At 48.7% G+C, this 25077-nt stretch carries 19 protein-coding genes; 6 read left to right on the top strand and 13 right to left on the bottom strand.

The window, feature by feature from the left end:
* Positions 1-50 precede the first annotated feature (50 nt).
* Both glk and B5X72_RS06050 read left to right on the top strand, forming a co-directional pair.
* Positions 51-1082 carry a glucokinase gene (gene glk / locus B5X72_RS06055; protein ID WP_079716046.1) on the top strand — a complete coding sequence of 344 codons (1032 nt, stop codon included), beginning with the start codon at positions 51-53 and terminating at the stop codon, positions 1080-1082.
* A 160-nt stretch (positions 1083-1242) separates the two neighbouring features.
* Positions 1243-2103, top strand: a complete 861-nt coding sequence (locus B5X72_RS06050) for a bestrophin family protein (RefSeq protein WP_233632595.1) — start codon at positions 1243-1245, stop codon at positions 2101-2103.
* A 93-nt stretch (positions 2104-2196) separates the two neighbouring features.
* Here B5X72_RS06050 and B5X72_RS06045 read toward each other — a convergent pair whose 3' ends face one another.
* Positions 2197-3975, bottom strand: coding sequence for an ABC transporter ATP-binding protein (locus B5X72_RS06045; RefSeq protein ID WP_079715909.1), 1779 nt, complete (start codon positions 3973-3975; stop codon positions 2197-2199).
* Positions 3976-4191: 216 nt separating this feature from the next.
* Complete coding sequence (locus tag B5X72_RS06040; RefSeq protein ID WP_176146113.1) at positions 4192-5331, bottom strand: FG-GAP repeat domain-containing protein; 1140 nt, start codon at positions 5329-5331, stop codon at positions 4192-4194.
* Positions 5332-5562: 231 nt separating this feature from the next.
* Here B5X72_RS06040 and B5X72_RS06035 point away from each other — a divergent pair, with 231 nt between their 5' ends.
* The gene (locus B5X72_RS06035; RefSeq protein ID WP_079715907.1) at positions 5563-6378 is read left to right on the top strand and encodes a hypothetical protein; all 816 of its coding nucleotides are present in this window, start codon (positions 5563-5565) and stop codon (positions 6376-6378) included.
* A 49-nt stretch (positions 6379-6427) separates the two neighbouring features.
* Here the strand turns inward: B5X72_RS06035 and B5X72_RS06030 are convergent, their stop codons facing one another.
* From B5X72_RS06030 to B5X72_RS05990, 9 genes are all read right to left on the bottom strand, one after another.
* Positions 6428-8440, bottom strand: coding sequence for a heavy metal translocating P-type ATPase (locus B5X72_RS06030; protein ID WP_079715906.1), 2013 nt, complete (start codon positions 8438-8440; stop codon positions 6428-6430).
* A gap of 52 nt (positions 8441-8492) precedes the next feature.
* Positions 8493-9668, bottom strand: coding sequence for an NRAMP family divalent metal transporter (locus tag B5X72_RS06025; protein ID WP_079715905.1), 1176 nt, complete (start codon positions 9666-9668; stop codon positions 8493-8495).
* Entirely contained in the window at positions 9665-10387 is a 723-nt protein-coding gene (locus B5X72_RS06020) for a LamB/YcsF family protein (protein ID WP_079715904.1), read from the bottom strand. Before B5X72_RS06020 ends, B5X72_RS06025 begins: the two co-directional genes overlap by 4 nt.
* Complete coding sequence (locus B5X72_RS06015) at positions 10384-11358, bottom strand: 5-oxoprolinase subunit C family protein (protein WP_245826849.1); 975 nt, start codon at positions 11356-11358, stop codon at positions 10384-10386. Before B5X72_RS06015 ends, B5X72_RS06020 begins: the two co-directional genes overlap by 4 nt.
* 10 nt (positions 11359-11368) lie before the next feature.
* Positions 11369-12121, bottom strand: coding sequence for a 5-oxoprolinase subunit PxpB (gene pxpB / locus B5X72_RS06010; RefSeq protein ID WP_079715902.1), 753 nt, complete (start codon positions 12119-12121; stop codon positions 11369-11371).
* A 61-nt stretch (positions 12122-12182) separates the two neighbouring features.
* The gene (locus B5X72_RS06005; protein ID WP_079715901.1) at positions 12183-12935 is read right to left on the bottom strand and encodes a sulfite exporter TauE/SafE family protein; all 753 of its coding nucleotides are present in this window, start codon (positions 12933-12935) and stop codon (positions 12183-12185) included.
* Positions 12928-13596: an HAD family hydrolase gene (locus B5X72_RS06000; protein WP_079715900.1), complete on the bottom strand. Its 669-nt coding sequence runs from the start codon at positions 13594-13596 to the stop codon at positions 12928-12930. The genes B5X72_RS06005 and B5X72_RS06000 overlap by 8 nt, the downstream gene beginning before the upstream one ends.
* Before the next feature lie 129 nt (positions 13597-13725).
* The gene (locus B5X72_RS05995; RefSeq protein ID WP_079715899.1) at positions 13726-13944 is read right to left on the bottom strand and encodes a heavy-metal-associated domain-containing protein; all 219 of its coding nucleotides are present in this window, start codon (positions 13942-13944) and stop codon (positions 13726-13728) included.
* Positions 13945-13962: 18 nt separating this feature from the next.
* Positions 13963-16386: a heavy metal translocating P-type ATPase gene (locus B5X72_RS05990; RefSeq protein WP_079715898.1), complete on the bottom strand. Its 2424-nt coding sequence runs from the start codon at positions 16384-16386 to the stop codon at positions 13963-13965.
* A 208-nt stretch (positions 16387-16594) separates the two neighbouring features.
* On the opposite strand from B5X72_RS05990, the gene B5X72_RS05985 reads away from it, so the two are divergent.
* Entirely contained in the window at positions 16595-19435 is a 2841-nt protein-coding gene (locus B5X72_RS05985) for a M16 family metallopeptidase (protein WP_079715897.1), read from the top strand.
* Positions 19436-19511: 76 nt separating this feature from the next.
* Here the strand turns inward: B5X72_RS05985 and B5X72_RS05980 are convergent, their stop codons facing one another.
* Both B5X72_RS05980 and fmt read right to left on the bottom strand, forming a co-directional pair.
* On the bottom strand, positions 19512-20372 hold the full coding sequence (locus B5X72_RS05980; protein ID WP_079715896.1) for a sigma-70 family RNA polymerase sigma factor: 861 nt from the start codon (positions 20370-20372) through the stop codon (positions 19512-19514).
* A 255-nt stretch (positions 20373-20627) separates the two neighbouring features.
* Positions 20628-21566, bottom strand: coding sequence for a methionyl-tRNA formyltransferase (fmt, locus tag B5X72_RS05975; protein ID WP_079715895.1), 939 nt, complete (start codon positions 21564-21566; stop codon positions 20628-20630).
* Positions 21567-21701: 135 nt separating this feature from the next.
* Here fmt and B5X72_RS05970 point away from each other — a divergent pair, with 135 nt between their 5' ends.
* Both B5X72_RS05970 and B5X72_RS05965 read left to right on the top strand, forming a co-directional pair.
* Complete coding sequence (locus B5X72_RS05970; RefSeq protein ID WP_317043102.1) at positions 21702-22847, top strand: ABC transporter permease; 1146 nt, start codon at positions 21702-21704, stop codon at positions 22845-22847.
* A 94-nt stretch (positions 22848-22941) separates the two neighbouring features.
* The gene (locus B5X72_RS05965; protein ID WP_079715893.1) at positions 22942-25068 is read left to right on the top strand and encodes a cation:proton antiporter; all 2127 of its coding nucleotides are present in this window, start codon (positions 22942-22944) and stop codon (positions 25066-25068) included.
* The last annotated feature ends 9 nt before the right edge of the window (positions 25069-25077 follow it).

Raw genomic sequence — 25077 nt, 5'->3', positions numbered from 1 at the left:
TCTCGGTTATCCCGTTATAACCGGATATGCTGCATTTTAATACAAAAACAATGTCATATCTATTGTATCTGCCGAAAAAGGGAAAGCCTGATACGCGAAAACAGCTGATCTTGGCTGCCGACATTGGTGGCACCAAGACGAGCTTGGGTTTGTTTGAAGTGCAACGCGAAAAGCTTTCGCTTTTGCGTGAGGCCACTTTCCCATCCGGGGAACATCTTACATTTGAAGCGCTTTTTGAAACATTCCGGGCCGATAGCCAGCGTGTACCGTCCATGTTATCCATCGGTGTTGCAGGTCCTGTTTTAGACAACACGGTGAAGCTGACGAATTTGCAGTGGGAGCTCGACGGCAGCCGTTTGGAGCGCGATCTCGGCGTTGAGCGTGTTGTGCTTATCAACGACTTGGAAGCTACAGCCTATGGGTTGGCTGGATTGGCGCAAGAAGATATCGCTACGATATATGACAATGGATCGACGAATTCGGGCAATATGACCATTTTGGCTCCCGGCACCGGATTAGGGGAGGCGGGTATTTTCTGGGATGGCGAGGCCCACCGACCATTTGCAACGGAAGGCGGGCACTGCGAATTTGCGCCCCGAACGGAATTCGATATCGAACTGTGGACTCACCTGAAAGCGGAGCTCAATATCGTAAGTTGGGAGCACGTTGTGTCGGGTCCGGGTATTTACCGGATTTACCGCTTTCTGCGCGACATAAAGGGCCGTAAAGAACCTGCCTGGCTAACGAAAAATTTTAAGCATAACCGTGACCCGGCCGCTGTAATTAGTCATGCGGCTATGCGTGAGCTGGATGGTACTTGCATCATGGCAATGGAGTTATTTGTAGGCTATATGGCACGGGAAGCCGCTAACCTGGTGTTGAAGCATAAAGCAACGGGAGGACTCCTGCTGGGCGGCGGTATACCACCCAGGATCTACCCATTGCTGCGTAGAGAGCTGTTCCGGCAACAATTTATTCAGAATTCGCGCATGTCTGAACTGTTACAAAGCGTATCCATAAAAACGATATTGAATAGCAAGGCTGCGCTAATCGGGGCAGCCTATTATGGTGCGTACGGATAACGCTTTCTACGTACAGTATACGCATCAAATACGCGTAATAAAACACGTTAATTTATCAAAACATCTGGGGGTAAATGTTGTTTATCGAAAAACACGGACCCGCTTCATCATACGCAAGTTATCTATGCTTATAAAAACCAAAGGTATACCATTCCGCTACATGTTTAATAAAGTTAAACTCGAAGTAGCGGTAGTTTTTATTGTCGGTTTGATCTTCAACACCTTTACCTACCTCTTGTCGGACCGTTTACCTGAGATGCCATTAGGTGTACCGGCGTTTTTGGGTACCGCGATCTCCATTTTACTTTCCTTCAAGATGAACCAGTCTTATGAACGGTGGTGGGAGGCGCGGAAAATCTGGGGATCCATCGTAAACGATTCGCGGACCTTGGTCATACAACTGCAGAGCTACTTGACCGCCGAGCATCAGGCTGTCATTACTGAAATCGGACACCGGCAAATCGCTTGGTGCTATGCATTGGGTGATTCGTTACGTGGGCTGAATCCATTGACACGCGATACCGGATGCCTGCGGCAAGAAGATATTGCAAAGCTATCAAACCACCAAAATAAAGCCCTTGCCCTTACACAGCAACAAGCATACGCTATCAAGGAACTGGCCAATCGAGGTGCACTGGATGTGTTTTGTCGTGTACAACTTGATAAGACACTCGTTCGCCTGGTAGATTCGATGGGACGAGCAGAACGTATTAACACAACGGTATTCCCCGTCACATACCGGTTGTTCTTGCATGCGGCGATCTATCTTTTCCTCATCACCTTGTCGATTGCGATACAGGATGTCCACGCACTATTTGAGATTCCACTATTGGTATTGATTGCTGCCTTGTTTTTCCTGGCGGAAAAGACTGCATACAATCTACAAGATCCGTTCAGGAACCGTCCGAGCGATATTCCGATGACGGCAATTGCACGTACTATTGAAATCAATATCCGGCAGTTGCTTGGTGAGGATACATGGCCGGAACCGGCAAAACCCAAAACGTTTTTTATCCTTTAATTCCCATTCCTTAAGAATGCTCGTAATTGCGTATCAATAAAATTAGCCGAACTTGAAGATGAGTAAAGCCGATCTGTATCAAGGATACAGCGGCTAAACCGCGGCAGGCATGGTGTCTTTACGTTCGCCGATCTGCTGTCGCCACATTGCGTAATACAATCCTTTTGCATCGAGCAGTCTGGCGTGGTTACCTGCTTCTATAATTTGCCCTTTTTCCAGTACAAAGATGCGATCGGCATGCATGATAGTCGATAAGCGGTGAGCAATCATAATCGTAATGTGCTGCCGCTCTGCCGTGATACGGCGTATGGTATTGGAAATTTCCTCCTCTGTGATGGAGTCAAGTGCCGAGGTCGCTTCGTCAAAAATCATGAGGTGAGGCCGCCGCAATAAGGCCCGTGCGATGGAGAGTCGCTGCCGTTCGCCGCCGGACAGCTTCAGCCCGCCCTCACCGATTACGGTATCCAGCCCATTATCTGCCCGAGCGAGTATGTTTTGTCCCGCAGCTTTATGCATTACATCCATGATCTGCTCATCCGTAGCAGCCGGATTCACGAAGAGCAGGTTTTCCCGTATGGTGCCTGAAAATAACTGCGTATCCTGCGTCACTAGACCTATCTGGTGACGAAACTCATCAAAGTCTATGCGGTCGCCCCTAAAATCATTATAGAAAATATGGCCATTGCTGGGCTGATAAAGGCCCACCAATAATTTGACCAACGTCGTCTTGCCCGCGCCGGAGGGACCAACGAAAGCAATGGTTTCTCCCCGTTGCACCTCAAAAGAAATTCCCTCCAATGCCGATCGGTTGGCGGACTGGTGTTGAAAGTGCACGTTGTCAAACCGCAGACTGGTGATGGCGTTGATCTTTTCCGGATTCGTGGGCTGAAATTCCGGCTTTCGGCTGAATAGTTTTTGAAGGTTGTGCAGGGAGGCTTCTGCCTCGCGGTATGACAGGATAATGTTGCCAAGTTCCTGCAATGGGCCAAAAATGAAGAAGGAATAGAACTGCATCATCATCATTTGGCCTACGGTGATTTGGTCCCTGAACACAAAAAACAATAAGGCAAACATGATGCATTGCTGTAGGAAATTCACAAAAGTGCCCTGCACAAAGCTGACGGCCCGTACGCTTTTCACCTTCCGTAGCTCCAGTTGTAGGATTTTCATGGTGGTGGTATTGAGCCGGCGAATTTCCTGTTGAGTAAGTCCTAAGCTTTTTACCAGCTCGATATTGCGCAGCGATTCGGTGGTCGAGCCAGCCAATGCGTTTGTCTCACTTAAGATATTTTTTTGGATAAATTTGATTTTCCTGCTTAGGTAGCTGGTAAGGAAAGCCAGGGTCACTGCGCCTATGAGGTAAATTAACGGTAGTGAAGGGCTCAGGCGAAAAGCGACAATAACTACGAAAACAATGCCCACCAGCGTAGCAAACAGTACATTTACAAAGTTGGTAATAAATTTTTCGCAATCTGCTCTTACTTTTTGTAATACGGATAATGTTTCGCCGCTACGCTGATCTTCGAAATCCTGGAAAGGCAGCCGCAACGCATGGCGCAGTCCGTCGGTATATAAGCGCGCGCCGAATTTTTGGATGATGACATTGACCACGTAATCCTGAAAAGCCTTGGCGATGCGCGAAACCATAGCAACGCCGATGATCAGGAGCAGCCCAATCGTTATACCGGAAAAAAACGCCGAATCGGCACCCTGTGCGCGGAAATCGGCCGCCTTATTGGCATAGGGGTCAATGATTAAGTTACCCAGGATATACGGGTTGAGTAAGGAAAAGACTTGGTTAATGGCGGCTAACAACAAGGCTAAGAAGATTAAACCTTTGTACCTGCTTAAATAGGATAGTAATAGTTTCATTGCTTATCATACCGGCGCGCAGCACGCAGCGTCCGTTTGATATGCCGTGCAATTTTGTAGCCATTTTTCCGGTTTGGCAGTCTAGATGGCCTGCTTGCGGTGGAAGCCGCTTCATTTTTACGGGCGTCAGACAAACAACGGCCGTTTTGTCACGTTGTGCGCACATATATAGGCCAATGTTGCGACGACATCTTTTGGTTCAGGGAATTTCAGATGTCACTTGCTTTGGTTCCAATAAATCTTCAGGTTGTGAGTTGAACGGCCAAATGCGATGATGTCCGGCTTGCCATCGCCGTCCATATCGGCAATTTGCAGGCCCTCGCAGGCGATACCGCCACGGTCTATCCAATAGACATCCATTGCTTCCCAATAGTGGTTGAATGGCACGTATAACTTGATCCCAAAATGGCCGTTCGCATTTGATTTTCTCCATCCGACCACAACCTGGTCTCTTTTTAAATCCAAAAAGTCTGCCATTCCCAATCCACGGCCTTCATTGATTTGCCGGTCGATTACTATCCGTCCTATTTTATTGTATACCAATACACTGTCGGTAAGCTTAGGGGTATACACCGTTGCCATACTTGCACAAAATGGTTCAATAGCGGCAAAGACATGCGTATTCCGGCTAGCCGTGCTACCGATGCGCGCCCCACTAATCTGTCGTCCGCGCGCTAACCAATCAGCCGAGTTGCGCATCCAGCGTCCATCCTTAAAGGAAAATCCCATCATGCCACTATCGCCACAGACATAAAAGACCTCCCTGTCTCCATAGTCGTACACGTCCAAATGACTCGCTAACATGGGTTGCCAGATGGTCCGATGCCCCCATGACGTCGTTGGATCCGCTGGCTTTTGGTATGCCACAATATTTGCGGATCGGCCTTGGTTGTCCGTGCCGTCCCCGCCGTATATGGGCAACACGACCAACTGATAAGAGCTGTCACCCGTCTTAACCCAACTTATCCGGTTTGCAGAAGATCTATGGCAAAGCTTTAACGGAGACCATAACCGTGTCGGATCGCCTGGCCGGATTAGGTAATGCACAGCGCCTGAACTTACAGCCACGTCTACTTTTCCGTCCCCGTCTATATCACGGGCAGCAATACAGACGTTGTCGGATTGGATGATATCGTCCGCCATGACAAAGCGCTTCCAATCGCCATTGCGGTACCAGACCAACTGCGATTTGTCGGCCAGTAGGATATCTGGTCGGCCGTCGCCGTCTACATCGCCAACCGCTAAGCTAAGTCCAGCGTTGATCTGATCGTCGATGGTTTCAGCGGTAAAGTGGGGTTCTTTGTTGAATAAGAAAGAGACACTAAAAGCGGCAAGCAAAGAAGGATAAAAAAACATAACGGATGAATTTGATGTTCCATCATGCGCCATGCGGCACATCGATGTATCTCGCCATAAAAATAAAAAAAGCCAGCAATGGTTTCCGATCGAATTGTCGCGTAATGCGTTGAACCGGTTGGACTGATGCAAAATTTGACCTCGGGATAGGCAATATAATTTTTAGAAAAAGCGTAATTGCTCCTCATTTTCTTTCTATTTTAGCCGTCAAGTAAGCCAACGACTACGTTTATGACAAATTTTAAGAATGTGAGGGGCAGTTTGGTAACTATCGTATACCTGGTTGTATCTGCTTGGTCCGTCTTCGCACAAGACCAGGTAGGCCATGCCAAATACGAGCTGATCCGGGAAACGATTAACTTTTTGGCAACGGACAAAGCGGTTTCGCAAGATACCAGCTTCGACATATCCTGTGAGACCTTGGATTACGACTGCTTCACGGACCAGCTGGCCAGTAAACCCATAGCGGGCATTGAACGATGGTATGCGAGTTGGCGTGCCATGAGGGTCACTGATGAAGCTGGATTGGTAGCCTTGCGGGATCAGGTGTTTGCGGATATTTTTGAACGGCCGGGGAAAAGCTATCGGAAGCAGCTACCAGGCTATGAGGCATATGTGGCTCGGGTCGAGCGGTTGATACATCCCGCCGTCGAAGAAACACCCATGGAGCAAATCGCCGTGGATACCAATCAGGAATCACTCCCCGGTACTGACGAATTACTCCAAACCAATCCTGAGCAATTTGCCAGTCGTAACGACAACACTAAAACAGACAATAACATGATAGCCTACCTCGCCCTCGCTATTGGAATCATAGCATTGGTCATTGCTGCCTTATCCGTATTCAAGAAAAAAGATCAGCAATCGACCGCTGATTTTCGTGCATTACACGAGCGGCTGGATGCGTTAACCACAGAAATGAAACACTTGGAGCAAAAAGTAACGGACGCCCAGATTAAGGAAGCCGTGTCAAGTTTAACCGAGATCATGGAGGCGATAGAAAAACGAGTAGTCGACTTGGAAAATCGCCATAACCCTAAACCATAGCGGACGGTCGCGGCAACCAGGGGGGCTACATCAATAGATGTCAAGACACCTAAAAATGCATTCGTTGTATACGCATAGCATTGCCAATAGCCAGTAATGCTACGCCTACGTCTGCAAAGACGGCTTCCCACATATTGGCGTGGCCACCGGCACCGAGGATAAGTACAGCAGCTTTCACAGCGAAGGCCATCGTAATGTTTTGCCAGATAATGCGGCGCGTGGCTTTGCTAATGTGGACGGCTAACGGAATCTTGCCGGGCCGGTCGTCTTGAATGACCACGTCAGCAGTTTCGATCGCTGCGTCACTGCCAAGCCCGCCCATAGCTATACCTACATCGCTTAGTGCGATAGCGGGAGCATCGTTGATTCCATCACCGACAAAAGCGATACGGGAGTTGATCGATCGCATTTCATTGATTTTATTGGCTTTATCTTCCGGCAACAAGTCGCCGTATGCAAGTATGTCCAATGTACCGGCCACGGCTTGCACCACGCTGGAACGGTCTCCACTGAGCATGGTAAGCGTAATCCCAAGTGCTTTCAGCCGGTTGACCGCTTCCGTCGCATCGGGCTTAATTTCATCTGCGATGATAAGGTAACCAACGAAACGGCCATCATAGCCTATTGCCACGATGGTGTGGGGAATACCGCTCGTTTCAACCTCATGTACGATCCCGGCCCGGTCGAGCAGTCTTAAATTTCCCACGACGAGCTTCTTGCCCGCCACCATCGCCGTCAACCCATAGCCAGGAATTTCCACTACCTGCTCCAAAGGAATGGTGTGATCGGCCTCACCTACAAAGGCATGGATAGCCGTTGCTACGGGATGGGTACTATGGCTTTCCAACGCATTGACCAAGGCAAGGATTTCCTTGCGATCGTACCCATCAACGACGACTGCTTCTTGGACGCGGAATACCCCCTTAGTGAGCGTACCCGTCTTATCCAGCACAACCTGTTTCACACCGGCCAGCGCATCAAGGACGTTGCCTCCTTTAAACAGGATGCCGTGTCGGCTTGCTGCCCCAATCCCACCAAAATAGCCAAGCGGGATGGAGATAACGAGTGCGCAGGGACACGAAATAACGAGAAAGACCAGTGCGCGGTACAACCAATCGCTGAAGACATAATCGGCTACGAACAGCGCGGGAGCAACAGCAATAGAGGCTGCCAATACGACCACGATGGGCGTATATACTTTTGCAAATTTACGGATAAACAACTCGGTAGGAGCCTTCTGAGTTGCCGCATGCTGTACCAGCTCAATAATTTTGCTGAGCTTGCTGTCGGCATACGCAGTAGTGACACGGACTTGTGCCACGGTGTTTAGATTGATCATACCGGCCAATACAGCATCACCTTTAACCTTGGTGTCCGGTTTGCTTTCGCCGGTGAGTGCGATGGTATTGAAGGAAGCGTGTTGTGACAGCAACTGGCCGTCCAACGCGAGCTTTTCGCCCGGCTTCAGCTGAATCGTCTGCCCAACGGCCGTTTGCCGCGCCATGATGGTACGGGGGCGGCCGTCTTCAAGAATGGTCACCTGTTCCGGGCGCTGGTCAAGCAAAGCCTTGATGTTTCCCTTAGCCCGCCGCACGGCGAGGCTCTGTAAGTTTTCGCCAATGGTATAAAATAGCATGACTGCTACGCCCTCCGGATATTCGCCAATAGAGAAAGCGCCAATCGTAGCAATGGTCATTAAGGTGAATTCGGAGAAAAGCTCTTTTTTAACGAAGGCCTTGAACATTTCGATAATGACCGGGAGGCCAACAGGGAAGTAGGCAAGCGCATAATAAATCAATCGTATCCAACCATCAAAAAAACGAGGTACCGGTATCCAGCTATTATCAAAGGCAAGCCCTAAGAGTAATAACACCAAGCTAACGATGGCCGGACGGAACATCATTATTACGTTCGAGATCGCAACATGCTGATCGCGGGCGAGTTCGTGTGTATGACCGTGGTCAGCGGCGACCGCAGTCTGGCTTTGTTCTTCCATCGTGCAGCAGGCCTTATGACCATGCTCATCATAAGTGTGCACATGGTTTGGATCGGTGTTAATCATTTGCTTACTTGCTCATACACGCCATATCATCAAAGATACGGAAAAACTGGTATTATGCCAGTAGTTGCGCGATAGTTTGGCACCCCATCCAAGCCATCAGGACGACCGTGGCTAGTCCAAAAACACTGAGCCATAGCGGCTGCTTGTACCCGCCCACAATCGCTGGGCGATAGGCTGCTATGAGCATCACCGCAAGTGATACCGGCAGAATCAAGCCGTTGAAAGCGCCCGCCACAATAAGTGTCTTGACCGGCTGGCCAACGGCGAGGTACACGGCGCAACAAACCACAATGAAAGCGATGATAATCAGTCTATTCCATTGCGTGATGCGCGGATGGAAGCTCCGAATAAAAGACACTGAGGTATAAGCAGAACCTACTACTGAGGTAATCGCGGCTGACCACATAACCAAGCCGAATAATTTATGGCCGACTTCGCCGCTCGCGAGCTTAAACACGGCAGCCGGCGGGTTGGTGGGATCCAGAACTGCACCAGCGTGAATGACCCCGAGTGTAGCGATAAATAACAAGATACGCATCAGCGAGGCAATGCCGATGGCACTGAGGGCTCCGCGGTTAACAGCCCGCAGATGGCGATCGCCCCCGATCCCCGCATCCAGAAGCCGATGGGCACCGGCAAACGTAATATAACCGCCCACTGTGCCGCCAACTATGGTCAGTAGAGCGTTAAAACTGAACGTCTTCGGAAAAATAGACTGAACCAACACTTCATGCATGGCCGGTCTACTTCGATAAGCAATATAGAGCGTTAGCGCGATCATCAGCATGCCCAGTAGTTTGGCTAGCCAGTCCATCGCTTTTCCGGCCTCTCGATAAATGAATATTGCAATCGCAATACCTGCACTAATGATGGAGCCATGTGCCACATCCAGTCCGAGGAGCACATTCAATCCCAGGCCAGCCCCCGCGACATTACCGATATTGAAGGCCATTCCGCCGAGAAATACGAGGATAGCTATCGCGTAGCCCAGCCCGGGCAATACCTGATTGGCAACCTGCTGGGCTGGTTGGTTGGCCACGGTAATGATTCGCCAGATATTCAGTTGGGCTGCGGCATCAATCAAGATGGACAGCAAGATGATGCAAGCAAAGCTTGCACCAAGCTGGGCAGTAAACACTGCGGTCTGCGTGAGGAATCCGGGGCCAATTGCCGAAGTAGCCATTAGGAAGGAGGCTCCCAATAAAACACTCCAATTGTATTTGCTCATGATACGAACGGTGCTTTAACGGCAATACCATCCTGTAAGAACGCGTGATATACGACTCTGGCCAATGCGATGGCATGTGGTGTATCGCCATGAATGCAAAGGGTGTCTACTTTTTCGAGTAGCGTGAAGGCTTGTTTAAGGGCTTGTAGCGTATCTGTAATTAACGCACCGGGACGAGACCGCGGTGTAAGCGAACCATCAGCTTCGTATGTTCTATCCATAAAACCTTCCGTGGCCACGCGTATCCCTTTTGTCTGTGCTGCGTCTACCATTGCACTACCAGCGAGTGCATAAAGCACTAAATTACTGTCAAATTCATAGATAGCCGATACCAGTGCTTCAGCTAAATTTATGTCTCGTGCCGCCATGTTGTACAATGCACCGTGTGGTTTAACATGATGAAGGGTAGCTCCTGCCGCCTTAGTGAAGCCAGATAACGCGCCGATTTGGTAAAGGGTGATTTGATACACTTCATCGGGCGAAATAGGCCTTTCTTGCCTGCCAAAGTTATCGACGTCCGGCAATCCAGGATGGGCACCGATGGCCACGCCTCGCAGAAGCGCTTGTTGGACAGTCAACTGCATGCGTAATGGATCCCCGGCATGGAAACCGCAAGCGATATTCGCCGAGGAGGCATAAGCAAGCAACAATTCGTCCATCACGTTGGACTGGCTCCCCGGAGTTTCGCCTATGTCACAGTTTAAGTCTATCGTAGTCATTTGAATGCAACAGGTAGGTCGGCTGCCAGCGCAGCAGCCAACTTATTTAATTGATCCGCTTGGCGGATATATAGCTTCTCCGCTTCAGCGCGGCTGATTTCCCGAAAATAGATGGTGTCGCCGGGCTTCAGCTGGGCACACAGCGGCATATCCACCGCCGCCACCTGCGCAATCCGGGGGTATCCGCCAGATGTCTGGCAATCTGCCATCAATACGATCAGGTTGCCATCGCCGGTTACTTGGATGGTACCGGGGGCCACAGCTGTAGAAAGCAGTTCCCGGTCGACAAACCGTTGTATTGGCGGCCCGTTTAGCTGGTAACCCATCCGATTGCAAGCTGTGCTGACCGTGTAAGGAGCGGATAGGAAATCCACGACAGATTTTCCGCCGAACCAAGTAAATTCATGCGCGGGGACTACCCGCACGGTATGGCGATCTTTGGGTAATAACAGCGGGCGGGCGATAGCCCACTTGGGATAGTTGATGATCTGCCCTTCCAGCCTACGGTACAGTTCCACCGCAATGTCAGTAAGTTCACGGCGTGCTTCCAACGCGTCACCATTCCGTAGCAATCGTCCCTGGTAGCCACCAATGGCCGCTGTTATGTAGGTGCTCCTGCTTCCTAATACCTCCGGGACGTCCCATCCGCCCGCTACGGCAAGATAGCTGCGGCAGCCATGGGCATCATTGATGAGACGAATGGTTGTACCCGATGGAACAAACAGGGGCCTATCTGCCGGCAACATTCCGGACCCCACTTTAAGGATAGCACCGCCGCCAGAATAGGCTAATAGTGCCGGTTGGTTGGTTTGGAATGCCGCATGTCCATAGGTGAACTCAATAACAGCCTCGTTCCCAAGATTGCCAACCGCTAAGTTGGCAATTCGGGCCGCCAACCGATCCATGGCCCCTGAAATGGGCACGCCTTGCGACAGGTATTCCCAGCGCCCCATGTCCTGTACGCTACTCATGATGCCAGCTTTAAGTATACGGATGCCCATAGTGTTTGTTGTAAAGTTTAAACTGGCGGGGCGTGATGGCTTGGAAAGCGACCGTGTCGCCTGCTTTCAACAAAGCGGGCGGCGTGCAATTGGCATCAAAAAGGCGAAGTGGCGTGCGGCCGATGATGTGCCAACCTCCCGGTGTGTCCAGTGAATATATGCCCGTTTGTTTTCCGGCGATACCTACGGATCCCGCAGGAACCATAGCGCGGGGAGTGGGTCTGCGGGGCGTTGCCAAACGCTCGGGCATTCCTCCCAAATAGGCGAACCCAGGCGTAAATCCTATCAGATGTACTTGATAGCTTGCCGTACAATGCAACTCGATGAGTTCTTCGGAAGTCATGCCATGCTGATTGGCTACCGCTTCCAAATCCGGGCCGTATACGCCTCCGTAACAAACCGGAATGCTGATTGGCTGGGATTTGGCCCGCACAGAATTATCCACCTCATCAGTGAGCTTGTTCAGGTAATCGGACACGCGCTCAAAACAATGAATACCGGCAAGATTGGGTGACCGAATAACCACCATGGGATCAAAAAAAACGCTTAATGTCGTGTAAGCAGGCACCGAGGCACGGAATCCATCGAATGGATTGCTGTGCAACAGCATGTTAAAGGCTGTGATGCGCGTTAAGTGGTCGGCCCGCAATTCTTCACCGAAATCAAGTGTAACCGCATATTCACTCAACGCGTAGATGAAGAACGCACTGGTTTTTTTTTGATATGCATCCATCCGTTCCTGATAAATTAATCAATAATAGGAAAAATTAATAAGCGGTCAAAGGGCAGTCGCCTTAAATCAATAAAATAAGCGTAGCTATTACCGTCAAGCAGATCATGAGTCGCTTAAATTGCTGTTCAGGTATTACCTTGACCATTTGGATACCGATGAAGCCGCCCAAAACAATGAAGGGTAATGCAGTCAAATCAAGCAAAAAGCCGGCGGTGGTGATGTTGTCCCAGACGAATAGCTGCAATGGGATTTTGAGGTAGTTCAATATCATGATGAACCATGCGCCCGTAGCGACAAAGGCGAATTTCGGCAGGCGCATAGCAAGCAGGTAGACGGTAAGTATAGGGCCTGCGGCATTGCCAATCATCGTGGAAAATCCAAGCGCAAGTCCAATAAAAGGAGCGAACCACCGTGAAGTCGTGAGGAGTTCGAGCTTTTCCGTGCGGCTGGACGCGAACATGGTGCCGATTCCCAGCAGAATGCATCCAGCCATCATTACCCGGAATCCCGATTCGGGGACAACATGCCCCAGCACCAATGCGGTCATCAAGCCCAGTAGTGCCCAGGGCATGGGTCCGAAAACCAATTCTCGATGGAATTTCTTGCGATAGTAAATGACGGCCAATAAGTCGGCCATGCACAACATCGGCAGTACGACTCCGGTCGAGTTTTTGGCGCCAAAAAGTAATGCGAAAACCGGCACTGTGAGCGTACCGATATTAGGTAGGCCTGTCTTGGACATGCCGATAAGCAGGGCGCAACAAAAAAAAACGACCCATTCCGGTCCTTGCAACAGGCCGGAAAAATCAGGCATGGCGGGGGGTCAGCAGTTGCTTGATGTGATCGATGCTGATATCGTGATAATCGCTGATATAATACCGGCAGGGGGGAAGTTGTTCCTTCGTATGCGAAGTGAGCACTCCAACCACATTGGCACCGGCATTGATGGCCGCGGATACGCCGGAAAAGGAATCCTCGAAAATGACGCAGTTTGCCGGCGATACGCCAAGGTTGCTGGCAGATTTCAAATAGATCTCAGGATCGGGTTTGTGTGCCGTGACATCCTCACTCGCTAATATTGATTCCATTTGGGATTCGAAGCCCAATCCGTCCATAATCAAATCGAGGTTGGCCCGAGGAGCCGATGTGGCTACACCTGTACGGAAGCCTTCGGCCTTAAGTGCTGCAAGGAACGTTAGGAATCCATCGATAGGTTTGACCTGAGTCTTGTAAATTTCACGGAAAAGCCCTTCTTTTTCTTGTTCCAAGCGGATAAATTCGTCACCTTCAATGACACGCTTGAAGAAGTAGTTCATGATATAGCTGTTGTGCTTGCCATACATATGATCTTCAAATTCCTGCTCAGTGTAAGGAACACGATATTTGTCAAAAAATTGCTTGAATGCCTCCGTGTGGTAAGGATTGGTATGGGCAATAACCCCATCCATGTCAAAAATGACCGCATAATTATCCATGCCGCAAAGGTAGGTTTTTAATATGTAAACGTCAATCCACCGCCTGCCGGCTTCTCCGTATAATGCAACAGCGAAGCCCAGCAGCAGAGCAACGCAAGGAATAATCCCGTTTTCATGATGGTCAATGAATTAAGCGGTCAGTGGCTCCGCCTTGAATCCTGCTTTGCCGACTGCCGCAATAATCACTTCTTCCGTTGCCGTATCCGCAGCTACAGTCAATACCTTATCAGGATTGTTGATGTCTACTTGCCATTTTCCTTCACCAACAGCTTGATTAAGGGATGGGGTCACGGCCGCCACGCAGCCTCCGCAGTGGATAGTTGTCTTGAATTTGAGTTGTTCGTTCATGATATGTGTTTTTTTGTGTTAACTCCATTTCAGCCGCAGGCTATTGCTCACCACGCTGACACTGCTGAGTGCCATGGCAGCCCCGGCAATCATCGGATCCAGCAAAAAACCATTGATAGGATAGAGGATCCCTGCAGCAATGGGAATACCGATGACATTATAAATAAACGCCCAAAAGAGGTTTTGTTTGATCGTCCGTACCGTTTTTCGCGAAAGCTGAATAGCTTGCGATATCTTAGTGAGATCGTTGGATATGATAGTCATCTTGGCTACATCCATGGCGATATCACTTCCTTTACCCATAGCAATGCTTACATCGGCTTGTGCCAGGGCATTGCTGTCGTTGATGCCGTCGCCTACCATCCCCACTACTTTGCCCTGGTTTTGCAGCTCCTTAACGAAATCAGCCTTTTCTGCAGGCAATACGTTTGCCCGGTAATTGGCGATGCCGATTTGCCGAGCTACCGCTTGTGCGGTTCGTTCATTGTCGCCAGTCAGCATATAAACGTCGATATCTGCCGCTTGCAGGCTGCGGACAGCTTCGCTGGAGGTGGTTTTTATGCTGTCGGCAATGGCAATCGCCGCGAGTAACATGGTATTATCGGCAAAATAAATGACGGTATGGGCGAGTTCCAACTGTTTGTTTATCCACGGCTCGGCCTCCGGGCCGACGATGATTTCGCTCCGTTGCAGCAGCCCTATATTACCGATCGAATATGTTTTTCCCGCGTAAGTGCCATATACCCCTTGCCCTGGCATGTTCGTTATCCCTAAACCATTCAGAAATACCGCCTGCTCATGAAAAGCGGCAACCACAGCATCAGCTAAAGGGTGCTCCGATGACTTCTCGATGCTGTACAGAATATTGCGCAGTTCATCTGTTTCTTGCACAAACCATTGCTGCGCTATCACCTCTGGTTTGCCCTCGGTGATGGTACCGGTCTTATCCAGTATGATGGCATCAAGCTTTTTGGCCTGCTCAAGGCTTTCGGCATCCTTGATTAAGATGCCTTGTTCCGCTCCCTTACCCATGCCCACCATAATGGCAGTAGGGGTAGCCAAGCCCAGCGCACATGGACATGCAATAACCAACACGGTGACCAATGCCAAAAGACCATGTGTGAAACCCTGTTGACCGTCGAGTATCATCCATAAGCCAAAGCTCAGGACAGCGATGCCAATCACAATAGGGACGAATATACCTGCTATCTGGTCGACCAGCTTTTGTACGGGAGCTTTACTGCCCTGCGCGTCCTGTACCAACTTAATAATTTGGCCAAGGAGTGTTTCACTACCTACCTTTTCGGTTTGAAACTGGAAGCTTCCTTTTTGATTGATGGTGCCGGCAAAGACGATGGATCCGGCTTGTTTGGCCACCGGAACCGGCTCGCCACTAATCATGCTTTCATCCACATAAGAGTAGCCGGAGATCACGGTGCCGTCTACAGCAATTTTTTCGCCGGGTTTCACCAAAAGGATGTCGCCGACCTTCACTGTAGCGAGGGGGACTTCCATTTGATGACCGCTGTGGTGCACGACCGTTACCATTTTGGGCTGCAGCCCCATTAATTTCTTAATAGCTGATGACGTGTTTCCCTTTGCCCGATCTTCCAACAGTTTGCCAAGCAGGATAAAGGTAATGACCACTCCCGCTGTTTCATAATACGTATGCGCATGCAGCCCGCGGCTGTGCCAGAAATCGGGAAACAACATGTTAAACACACTGAATAGGTAGGCTACCCCTGTGCTTAGTGCCACCAATGTGTCCATGTTGGCGGATCGGTGCTTGGCCTGTCTGTAGGCTCCGACGAAAAACTGCCTTCCAAAAATAAAAACGATGGGCGTAGCCAGCAGCCACATTACATAAGTTGCCCATCCTTGATTCATCAGCACCGGTGTCATACCGATAATAGCCAAGGGAATGGCCAATATGACAGCACTGACTGTGCGCTTTTTCAGCGATTTGAAATGGGACAGCCGCAGCATCTCCAGCGTATCAACGACTTCCTCCGTTTCTTCCACCACCAAATCATAGCCAGCGGACTGCACGGCCGCTTTCAACTGCTGCTCATTTGTGACGCCGGGAATGTATTCTACTTGCGCGGTGGCGTTGGCATAGTTTACCGAAGCGGTAATCACGCCGGGCTGCGCAGCAAGGATGGTCTCCGTACTGTTGGCACAAGAAGCACAGGATAGATTAAGCACGGGAAATGTCTTTTTCGTTGACGGGACGCCGTAACCAAGATCCCGGATTTTCTTCACGGCTTGCGGTATCAAGGGCGCGACGTTGTCGGCAACGATGACCGCGCGCTTATTGTTCAACTCCACGTGATGGCGGTCGATATTTGGCAATTCGGCCAGACCATTGTCTACAATCATCGCGCAGTGCTCACTGCTGACGTCTTCCAGTGGTAAATATATGGTGTTTTTTGAGTTTTCCATGCTATTTATTGATGTAAACAAATATCGGCACGCGAAGCAGGATAAGGTTTACATAATGATGGAAAAAGTTTATACTTTAAGGTTTTATGAACAGTAGAGGCTTGATGTTAGCACCAATTAACAAATAACAATTGAATTAATGTTACATTTGGCATCGATGCTGTATCAAAACACAGCTTAACGTCATTGACATTAAAGTTTTTTATATATGTCTTTTTACCAACGATTTACCTGTGCTGTGACGGTGTCATTGCTTTTGTCGCTTTCACAGGCTACCGCATTGGGCACATGCCAATTTTCGCCATCGGACAGTCTGCGGCTGACGGATACGCTTCCTATGGACACCGGTGTCATACGAGGGGAACTTCCCAATGGCCTGGTATATTATATACGCCATAACGAAGAGCCCAAGGATCGCGTTGTCATGTATCTCGCTACCAGGGTCGGATCGATAGTCGAAAATGAGAACGAGCGGGGGTTAGCGCATTTCCTGGAGCATATGCAATTCAACGGAACCAGGCATTTTCCAAAAAATGAATTGATAGATTACCTGCAACGGGCGGGCGTGCGCTTCGGGTCGGATCTGAATGCCTATACCTCGTTCGACGAAACGGTTTATCAATTGCCCATTCCTTCGGATGACCCAGAGCTACTTAAAAACGGATTACAGGTGATGCGCGACTGGGCACAGGATGCCCTGCTGGATGGGGAAGAGATAGACAAGGAACGTGGTGTGGTGCTTAATGAAATGCTGGGTGACCGGGGAGCACAGCAGCGCATGCGCGACCAGTATTTTCCGATGATTCTTAACCACTCGCGTTATGCCGAACGTCTACCTATAGGGACAAAAGAAATTATCGAGGGGTTTGATCACGAAACGTTGCGTGCTTTTCATCGGAAGTGGTACCGGCCCGAACTGCAAGCGTTGATCATCGTAGGTGATATCGATGTAGCAGTCATCGAAGCTCAAATCAAGACGTTGTTTAGCGATCTTAAAAATCCAGCGGATGCCCCTGAGCGTAGCGAGTACAGTATTCCACTTCGGGGAGAAAACCAATTCATGGCCGTGACGGACCCTGAAATGACGCAAACCGTAGTGCAAATTATTGTCAAGCACCCCGAAACCAAAGTGAAAACGGTGAACGACTACCGGACCCAACTCACCAAATCCCTTTTCAATCAGATGACAAGTGCACGTTTTGCAGAGCTCACCAGACAGGCCGACCCGCCATTCATACAGGGAGGGGGCAGCATAGGTGGGTTCCTGCGTGGGTTGGATGCCTTTACAATGTATGTCGCCTCCAAACCGGGCGAAGTTAAACTGGGTTTTGAGGCGGTGGTCACCGAGTTTGAGCGTATCAAGCGGCATGGATTCACCGCTACTGAATTGGAACGGGCAAAAAGTAATTTCGTGGCCAGTATTGAATCGGCTTATGCTGAACGAGATAAACGTAAATCCGAAAGCTATGTAGACAGCTATCTCAATCATTTCCTTGAAGGCGAGAACGTATTGAGCAATGAATACCGCTACCAATTAAGCAAGCAACTTATTGGTACCATCATGTTGGATGAGGTGAACCGGATAGGCAGGCAATATTATGTAGACCACAACCGCGACGTGCTTATTATGGCGCCGGATAAAGACAAAGACAGTCTGCCCGATGAGAAAGCGGTAGATAGCTGGTTTAATACGCTAAAAGCTAAGGATATTGCGCCGTATGACGACAATGTGCAGGATGAACCCTTGCTGGAACAGCAACCACAGGGCGGAACGGTGATTAAACGGGTGGACCGGCCTGACTTGGGTATGGTTGAGCTTACGTTGAGCAACGGTATAACCGTTGTGCTGAAACCCACGGATTTTAAAAATGACGAAATTCATTTCGCTGCTTTCAGTCCCGGCGGGACGGCCTTGTATAATGAAAAGGACTTCCTCTCGGCGACCTATGCCGCTACCATAGTAGGGGGAAGCGGTCTCGGACCGTATGATGCCACCCAGCTAATGAAGTTCCTTAGCGGCAAGAAAGTGTCCGTAAGACCATATATCGCCGAACGTTATGAAGGGTTCAATGCTTCAAGTGGAAAAAAGGACCTGCATACGGCCTTTGAGCTAATTTATGCCTATTTCACTGTACCCCGGCTGGACATCGACGTATTCCAAGGTTATATGCAGCGCATCAAGGCGTCGCTGGCCAATCGGCTGGATGATCCGGATGCGGTATTTGCCGATACGATAAACGCTGTTTTATACAATAATAATATCCGACGGACCAGCATGACCGTTGAGCAGGTCGATCTGATTAATCCCGAAAGGGCCTATGAAATTTATAAAGAGCGTTTTGCCGATGCTTCGGACTTCACAGTCACTGTTGTGGGGAGCTTTACCGAAGATGAAATCGTACCTTTGGTATTACAATACCTGGGTGGGTTGCCGGCCATGAACAGAAAAGAGGAAGCTCCTGATTTAGGCATCTACCCACCGGAAAAAGGCTTACAACGTACCGTATACCGGGGTAAAGAGCCGAAGTCGAGTGTAAGGTTGTATTATTTCGGGAATTACGACTATTCGGAGGACGAGAACTTGCAGATGGACGCTTTGGAAAGTATCCTCAACATCAAGCTGACCGAGCGACTCCGGGAAGCCGAAAGCGGCGTTTATGGTGTTTCTGTCAATGCCTCCTACGCCAAATCCCCCCGTTATCGATATTCATTCGGCATAGGTTACGGTACTAATCCGGATATGGTAGAACCACTGATGACTTCTGCCATGAATGAAATTAACACTATTAAACAATCGGGTCCAACACAGACGGATATTGATAAATTTGTCAGCGAACAGCGACGTGTGCTGGAGGTACAGTTGCGGGAAAACGGCTTTTGGTTAGGTCACTTGTCCGGTTCGTATCAAAACGGCGAAGATCCGGCGTATATTTTGAAGTACCTGGATGAGCTTCGTAAGGTGACGGTAGAAAGTGTGAAGGCCGTAGCCAACAAGTATCTCGTGGAGGACCACTTATTTAAGTTTGTGCTGATGCCGGAAGCGCAATGACCCGGAATACTTCAAAAAAGAAGCGCGTCCTGAGTTCAAGACGCGCTTCCTTATGCGGCAATTGATAAAAATCAAGTTAACCTAAGTAGGATTTTAGAATCCGGCTACGGGAGGTATGGCGGAGCCGTTGCAATGCTTTGTCTTTGATCTGGCGTACACGTTCGCGTGTCAGGTTAAATTTCTCACCAATTTCTTCCAATGAAAGCTGGTGATTGGAACCGAGGCCAAAAAACAGGACAATGATCTCACGTTCCCGTTCGGTCAGGGTGGCCAGCGATCGCTTGATTTCCTCAGAGAGCGATTCGTCAATCAGCGTACTGTCCGTATCCGGGTCGGTGTTTTCCAATACGTCGAGTAAGGTATTTTCCTCGCCCTGAACAAACGGAGCATCCATGGATACATGACGTCCGGAATTGCTCAGTGTATCCGACACTTTGTCTACCGTAGTTTCCAAAATATCTGCCAATTCTTCAGGTGACGGTTCGCGTTCATATTCCTGCTCCAATTTGGAGAATGCTTTGCTTATCTTGCTTAGCGACCCCACCTGATTCAAAGGCAAACGCACAATACGCGACTGCTCGGCAATAGCCTGTAAAATAGATTGTCTAATCCACCATACAGCATACGAGATGAATTTGAATCCCTTAGTCTCATCAAAGCGTTTAGCCGCTTTAATCAGGCCGAGATTGCCCTCGTTAATTAAGTCTCCAAGGGTAAGTCCCTGATTTTGGTATTGCTTGGCCACAGAGACCACAAAACGCAAGTTTGTTTTTGTCAGTCGCTCCAGAGCCGCTTGGTCACCTTCCCTGATTTTTTGGGCGAGGATAACCTCCTCCTCGGCTGTAATCAAGTCTACTTTACCAATTTCGTGCAAGTACTTGTCCAGCGACTGGGACTCACGGTTGGTAATGGATTGTGTAATTTTGAGCTGTCTCATTAACTATTAAGTACCTTCCTTTCTAAAAAGTTTGCGAAAATACGATTTTCTAATCATATAAACTGATTTTTTTGGAAAAAGTTGTCTGATTTAGAGGAAATTATCGGATTTTCTTGCAGTAATTTTAGTAACAAAAAGTGTTCCAAACAAATGGATGTCAGCTTGTGCAGACATCCATTTGTTTTCACATAAAATATTGGTTTTCTGAAATTTAAGTATTTGATTGTGTGTTTGAGGGTACAGATCACACCTCAATTATGAGATAATTGTGACAGAGGAAGGGCGATATCCCCGTAAAAAATCCACAACGTCCATTCTCTTCTTTCCTTCTATTTGGAGCTCCTGAATGGCGATATAGCCGTCATTACAAGCAAATTTCAGGAATGAGGTTCCATCGGTAACATAGGTTCCAGGCGGATGTGCTATTGCGGTTTTTTCCTTCGTTGCTTTGAAGACTTTTAATGCCTTTCCGTCCAAAAAGGTATAAGCTGCAGGATACGGACTAAGGCCCCTAATTAGGTTATACACGTCATCCACCGGCCGCCTCCAATCTATTTCGCAATCCTCCTTGAAAATCTTGGGGGCATGTTTAAGCTCGGTATCGGCAATCAGCGTATTTTGTGGCGTGGCGTTAGCTTTGCCACCGGCGATGGCTCTGACTGTTTTTGTCAACAATTCAGCACCAATGACCATCAATTTGTCATGCAGGTCTCCTGCGGTGTCATCCGGTGCGATGCGTACTTTCTCTTGAAACAGGATATGGCCGGTGTCAATTTCGTGTTGCAAAAGGAATGTACTGACTCCGCTTTCGGTCTCACCGTTAATAATCGCATGGTTAATAGGCGCCGCCCCGCGGTATTGGGGCAGTAGGGAGGCATGCAGGTTAATGGTGCCTAAGGGGGGCATAGCCCACACCACTTCAGGTAACATACGGAAGGCCACCACAACCTGTAAGTCGGCATTAAATTCGCGCAGTGCAGCCAAAAAATTCAAATCCCTGAGTTTTAAAGGCTGCAGAACAGGTATTCCGCGGGATTCGGCATAATGCTTCACAGCAGATTGCTGTAGTTTTTGCCCCCGGCCTGCCGGTTTATCCGGCGCCGTTACCACCGCTACGACATCTTCTCCGGCATTAAGCAATGCTTCGAGGGACGCTACCGCAAACTGCGGAGTACCCATAAATATGATGCGCATGAATTTTTGTTTTTAGTAATTTGTTATCTTTGCAAAAGTACAAATTATATCGAGAGCGGATTGAATTTCCCATATTTTTTAGCACGAAGAATTGCGATAAGCGGTAAACAGACCTTCTCAAAGCTTATTGTACGTGTGGCCATCGGGGCAATCGCTCTGGGCGTAGCGGCCATGATGCTGGCAATTGCTGTGCTGAAGGGATTTAAGGGCGAGGTGACGGCCAAACAACGTGGTTTCTTTGGGGACGTCACGTTGAGCAGATACGATTTGAATGTCTCTTATGAGCCTGCTCCATTCAGGCTTAGCGATGCCGAAACTCAGGCATTAAAGGCCATACCCGGCGTCTCTTCGCTTCAGTACTATGCGACCAAAGCCGGTATCATCAATGTCAACGATGAAGTTGAAGGCGTGCTGTTCAAAGGCATTGATGCCGTGTATGACCAAGGCTTTTTAAAGGATGTATTGGTAGCAGGGCGCGCCATCGACTTTGCAGACACCACCAAGGCAGTGGGCCAAATCATGATCTCCCAGTATACGGCAGATAGGCTGCAATTGGCCGTGGGGGATGACTTCATCATGTACTTTATCCAAGAGCCTGTCAGGAAGCGGAAATTCCAGATAATAGGTATTTTTCACACGGGCGTGGAGGAGCTGGACAAGACTTACGTGGTTGGCTCCCTTTCGCTAATCAGAAGGCTGAACAATTGGAGTGACGATGAGGTGGGCGGCTATGAGGTGTCCATTTCCGACTTTGATAGCTTATATGAGCTTACGGACAAAATACAGGATCTGCTTCCTATCCAAGTAGATGCAATCAATGTAAGGGATCAATTGCCGGAAATCTTCCAGTGGCTAGATTTACTGGATGTCAATACGGTGATTATTTTGATACTGATGATGGTGGTGGCCGTGGTCAATATGGTATCGGCGCTGTTGATCATCATCTTGGAACGTACACCGATGATAGGCATTTTAAAGGCGCTGGGATATACCAACGGTGGCATCCGGAAAGTCTTTTTGTACCAAGCTGCCTATTTGATAGGGGTGGGGCTTTTTATCGGCAATGCGCTGGGTGGCGGCTTGTATTTCTTTCAGCAGCAAACCCGTTATTTTAAGTTGGATGAGGCCTCTTATTATGTATCCTACATTCCCCTTAGGATCGATGCGCTCGAAATCATTGTGCTGAATATAGGCATCGTCGTTATCGCGTTGGCTGTTTTGCTTATTCCTTCCTATCTTATCAGCAGAATCAGTCCGATAAAAGCAATCCAATTCCAATAAATGAAAGTGTGCCCGTTAAACATGGCCGATTTTATTATCTTTGAGGCTGATTTAACAGAACGACGAGACATAATGATGTGCTAAAATCTAATCTATGGCTAAAAACTTTTTCGATCATTTAAGCCATGTATTTGAGACACCGTTGAGCAACCCGGTGCTTATTTTTGCCCTTATCCTTTTTATTATCCTGTTGTCGCCCATTTTGCTGCGCTGGATTAAGGTCCCCGGTATTATCGGCCTTATTCTTTCGGGCGTGGCAATCGGCCCGCATGGCTTAAATTTGCTCGAAAAAAACTCTGCGGTTGATCTATTTTCAACCATCGGTCTCCTGTATATCATGTTTATCGCCGGTCTTGAGCTGGACATGAACGAGTTCCGGAAGACCCGACATAAAAGTGTCTTGTTTGGCCTTTTTACTTTCGCGATCCCCATTGCCATCGGTTATCCGGTATGTTATTACATCCTTGAATATGATATGCTAGCCAGCATCATGATATCCAGCATGTTTGCTACACATACATTAGTTGCTTATCCGGTTGTAAATAGTTATGGCATATCAAAAAACGAGGCAGTAGCTATCACTATCGGAGGCACGATTCTTACCGATACCGCCGTGTTGATTATCCTTGCAGTCATCATTGGCGCATCCCAGGGACAGCTTGACAGGCAATTCTGGATGACGTTGGGCGTCTCGTTTGCGATTTTCCTGCTGATTATGTTTGGAATCATACCTCGCGTAGCCAAGTGGTTTTTCCAGAAAGTGGAGGGTGAAAAGACAGCTCATTATATCTTTGTGCTTTCTGTGGTGTTCTTTGCGGCTTTCTTAGCCGAAATCGCGGGGCTGGAACATATTATCGGGGCGTTTGTGGCTGGCCTGGCACTCAACAAACTCATTCCTCATTCGTCGGCATTAATGAATAGGATTGAATTTATCGGCAACGCTATATTCATACCCTTTTTTTTAATCAGTGTGGGCATGATCGTAGATGTAAGTGTACTGCTCAATGGGCCAGCGGCATTGTTCATTGCCGCGACGCTGACCATAGTAGCCATTTTCAGCAAATGGATTGCGGCATGGTTTACGCAACTTGTCTTCGGCTACACACCATCTCAACGACAGGTTATTTTTGGGCTCAGCAGTGCGCATGCTGCGGCTACTTTGGCAGTCATCATGGTAGGCTTCCGGTATGAAATCATTGATGAAAATGTACTCAATGGGACTATCGTGCTCATTTTGATTACGTGCATCGTGGCTTCGCTGGCGACGGAGTCTGCGTCTAAGAAAGTGGTACTTGCAGGCGATCAGGATGAGGTAACTAATGAAAAAAACATCGCAAGAGAAGAACAGCTGATGTTGCCGATCGCAAATCTGAACAACATGGAATCCTTGCTGGACTTCGCTACGCTTATTAAGAGCAACTATTCGCCGCATCCCATCACGGTATTGACCGTTGTACCTAGTAACGATATGGCCGAACAGAATCTGCAACGTGCAAGAAAAAACCTGGATTCGACTGCAAAATATGCCTCGGGAAGCGAAACAGAAGTAAACATGATGGCTACCATCGACCACAACGTTGCTAATGGTATCAGCAGGGCTGCCCGTGAAATAGGGGCCGACGGGATTTTATTGGGATGGCCCAGTAAACCGGGTATTATCGAAAAGATGGTTGGTGAAAAGACCGAAAGCATTCTTAACCAAACCGATACCAACTTGTTTATGTGCCATTTGGACAAACCAATGGTTACACAAAAGCGAATCTTGGCTTTTTGTCCGCCTCTCTCCGAATCGGAGCTTGGCTTTGATTACTGCATGGAGAAAGTACTCCTCCTTTCGCAAGAGCTTACGATCCCCATTCTTTACGTCTGTGATGAGCGTACGCAGCATGCCATTGCTGAGTATATAAAACGAAACAAAAATAGCACTCGGGTGTTGTTTTCTGATTACGATGAATGGGATAATCTCTCCGGGCTGAGGAAGTTTGTCAAAGAAAACGATATCATTGTGTTTTTTTCGGCAAGACAGGGAGAGATGTCTTATCGTCATTCATTTGACGGAATTCCGAAAAAATTGGGCAAGGTATATGCGCAGTATAACCGTATATTAGTATTCCCGAGCAGGCGAGCCGGGTATTCGCTTGACGAGTATGAAGATGTGGCCACAGCCCCATTACTACAGCGAATCGGAAGGGGTATTGGCAACATGTTTACGAAAGACTAAGATTTGATG

The organism is Parapedobacter luteus, from assembly GCF_900168055.1.
Taxonomy (GTDB): domain Bacteria; phylum Bacteroidota; class Bacteroidia; order Sphingobacteriales; family Sphingobacteriaceae; genus Parapedobacter; species Parapedobacter luteus.
The sequence above is the reverse complement of the archived record's forward strand: the minus strand, read 5'-3'. Positions and strand labels throughout refer to the sequence as shown.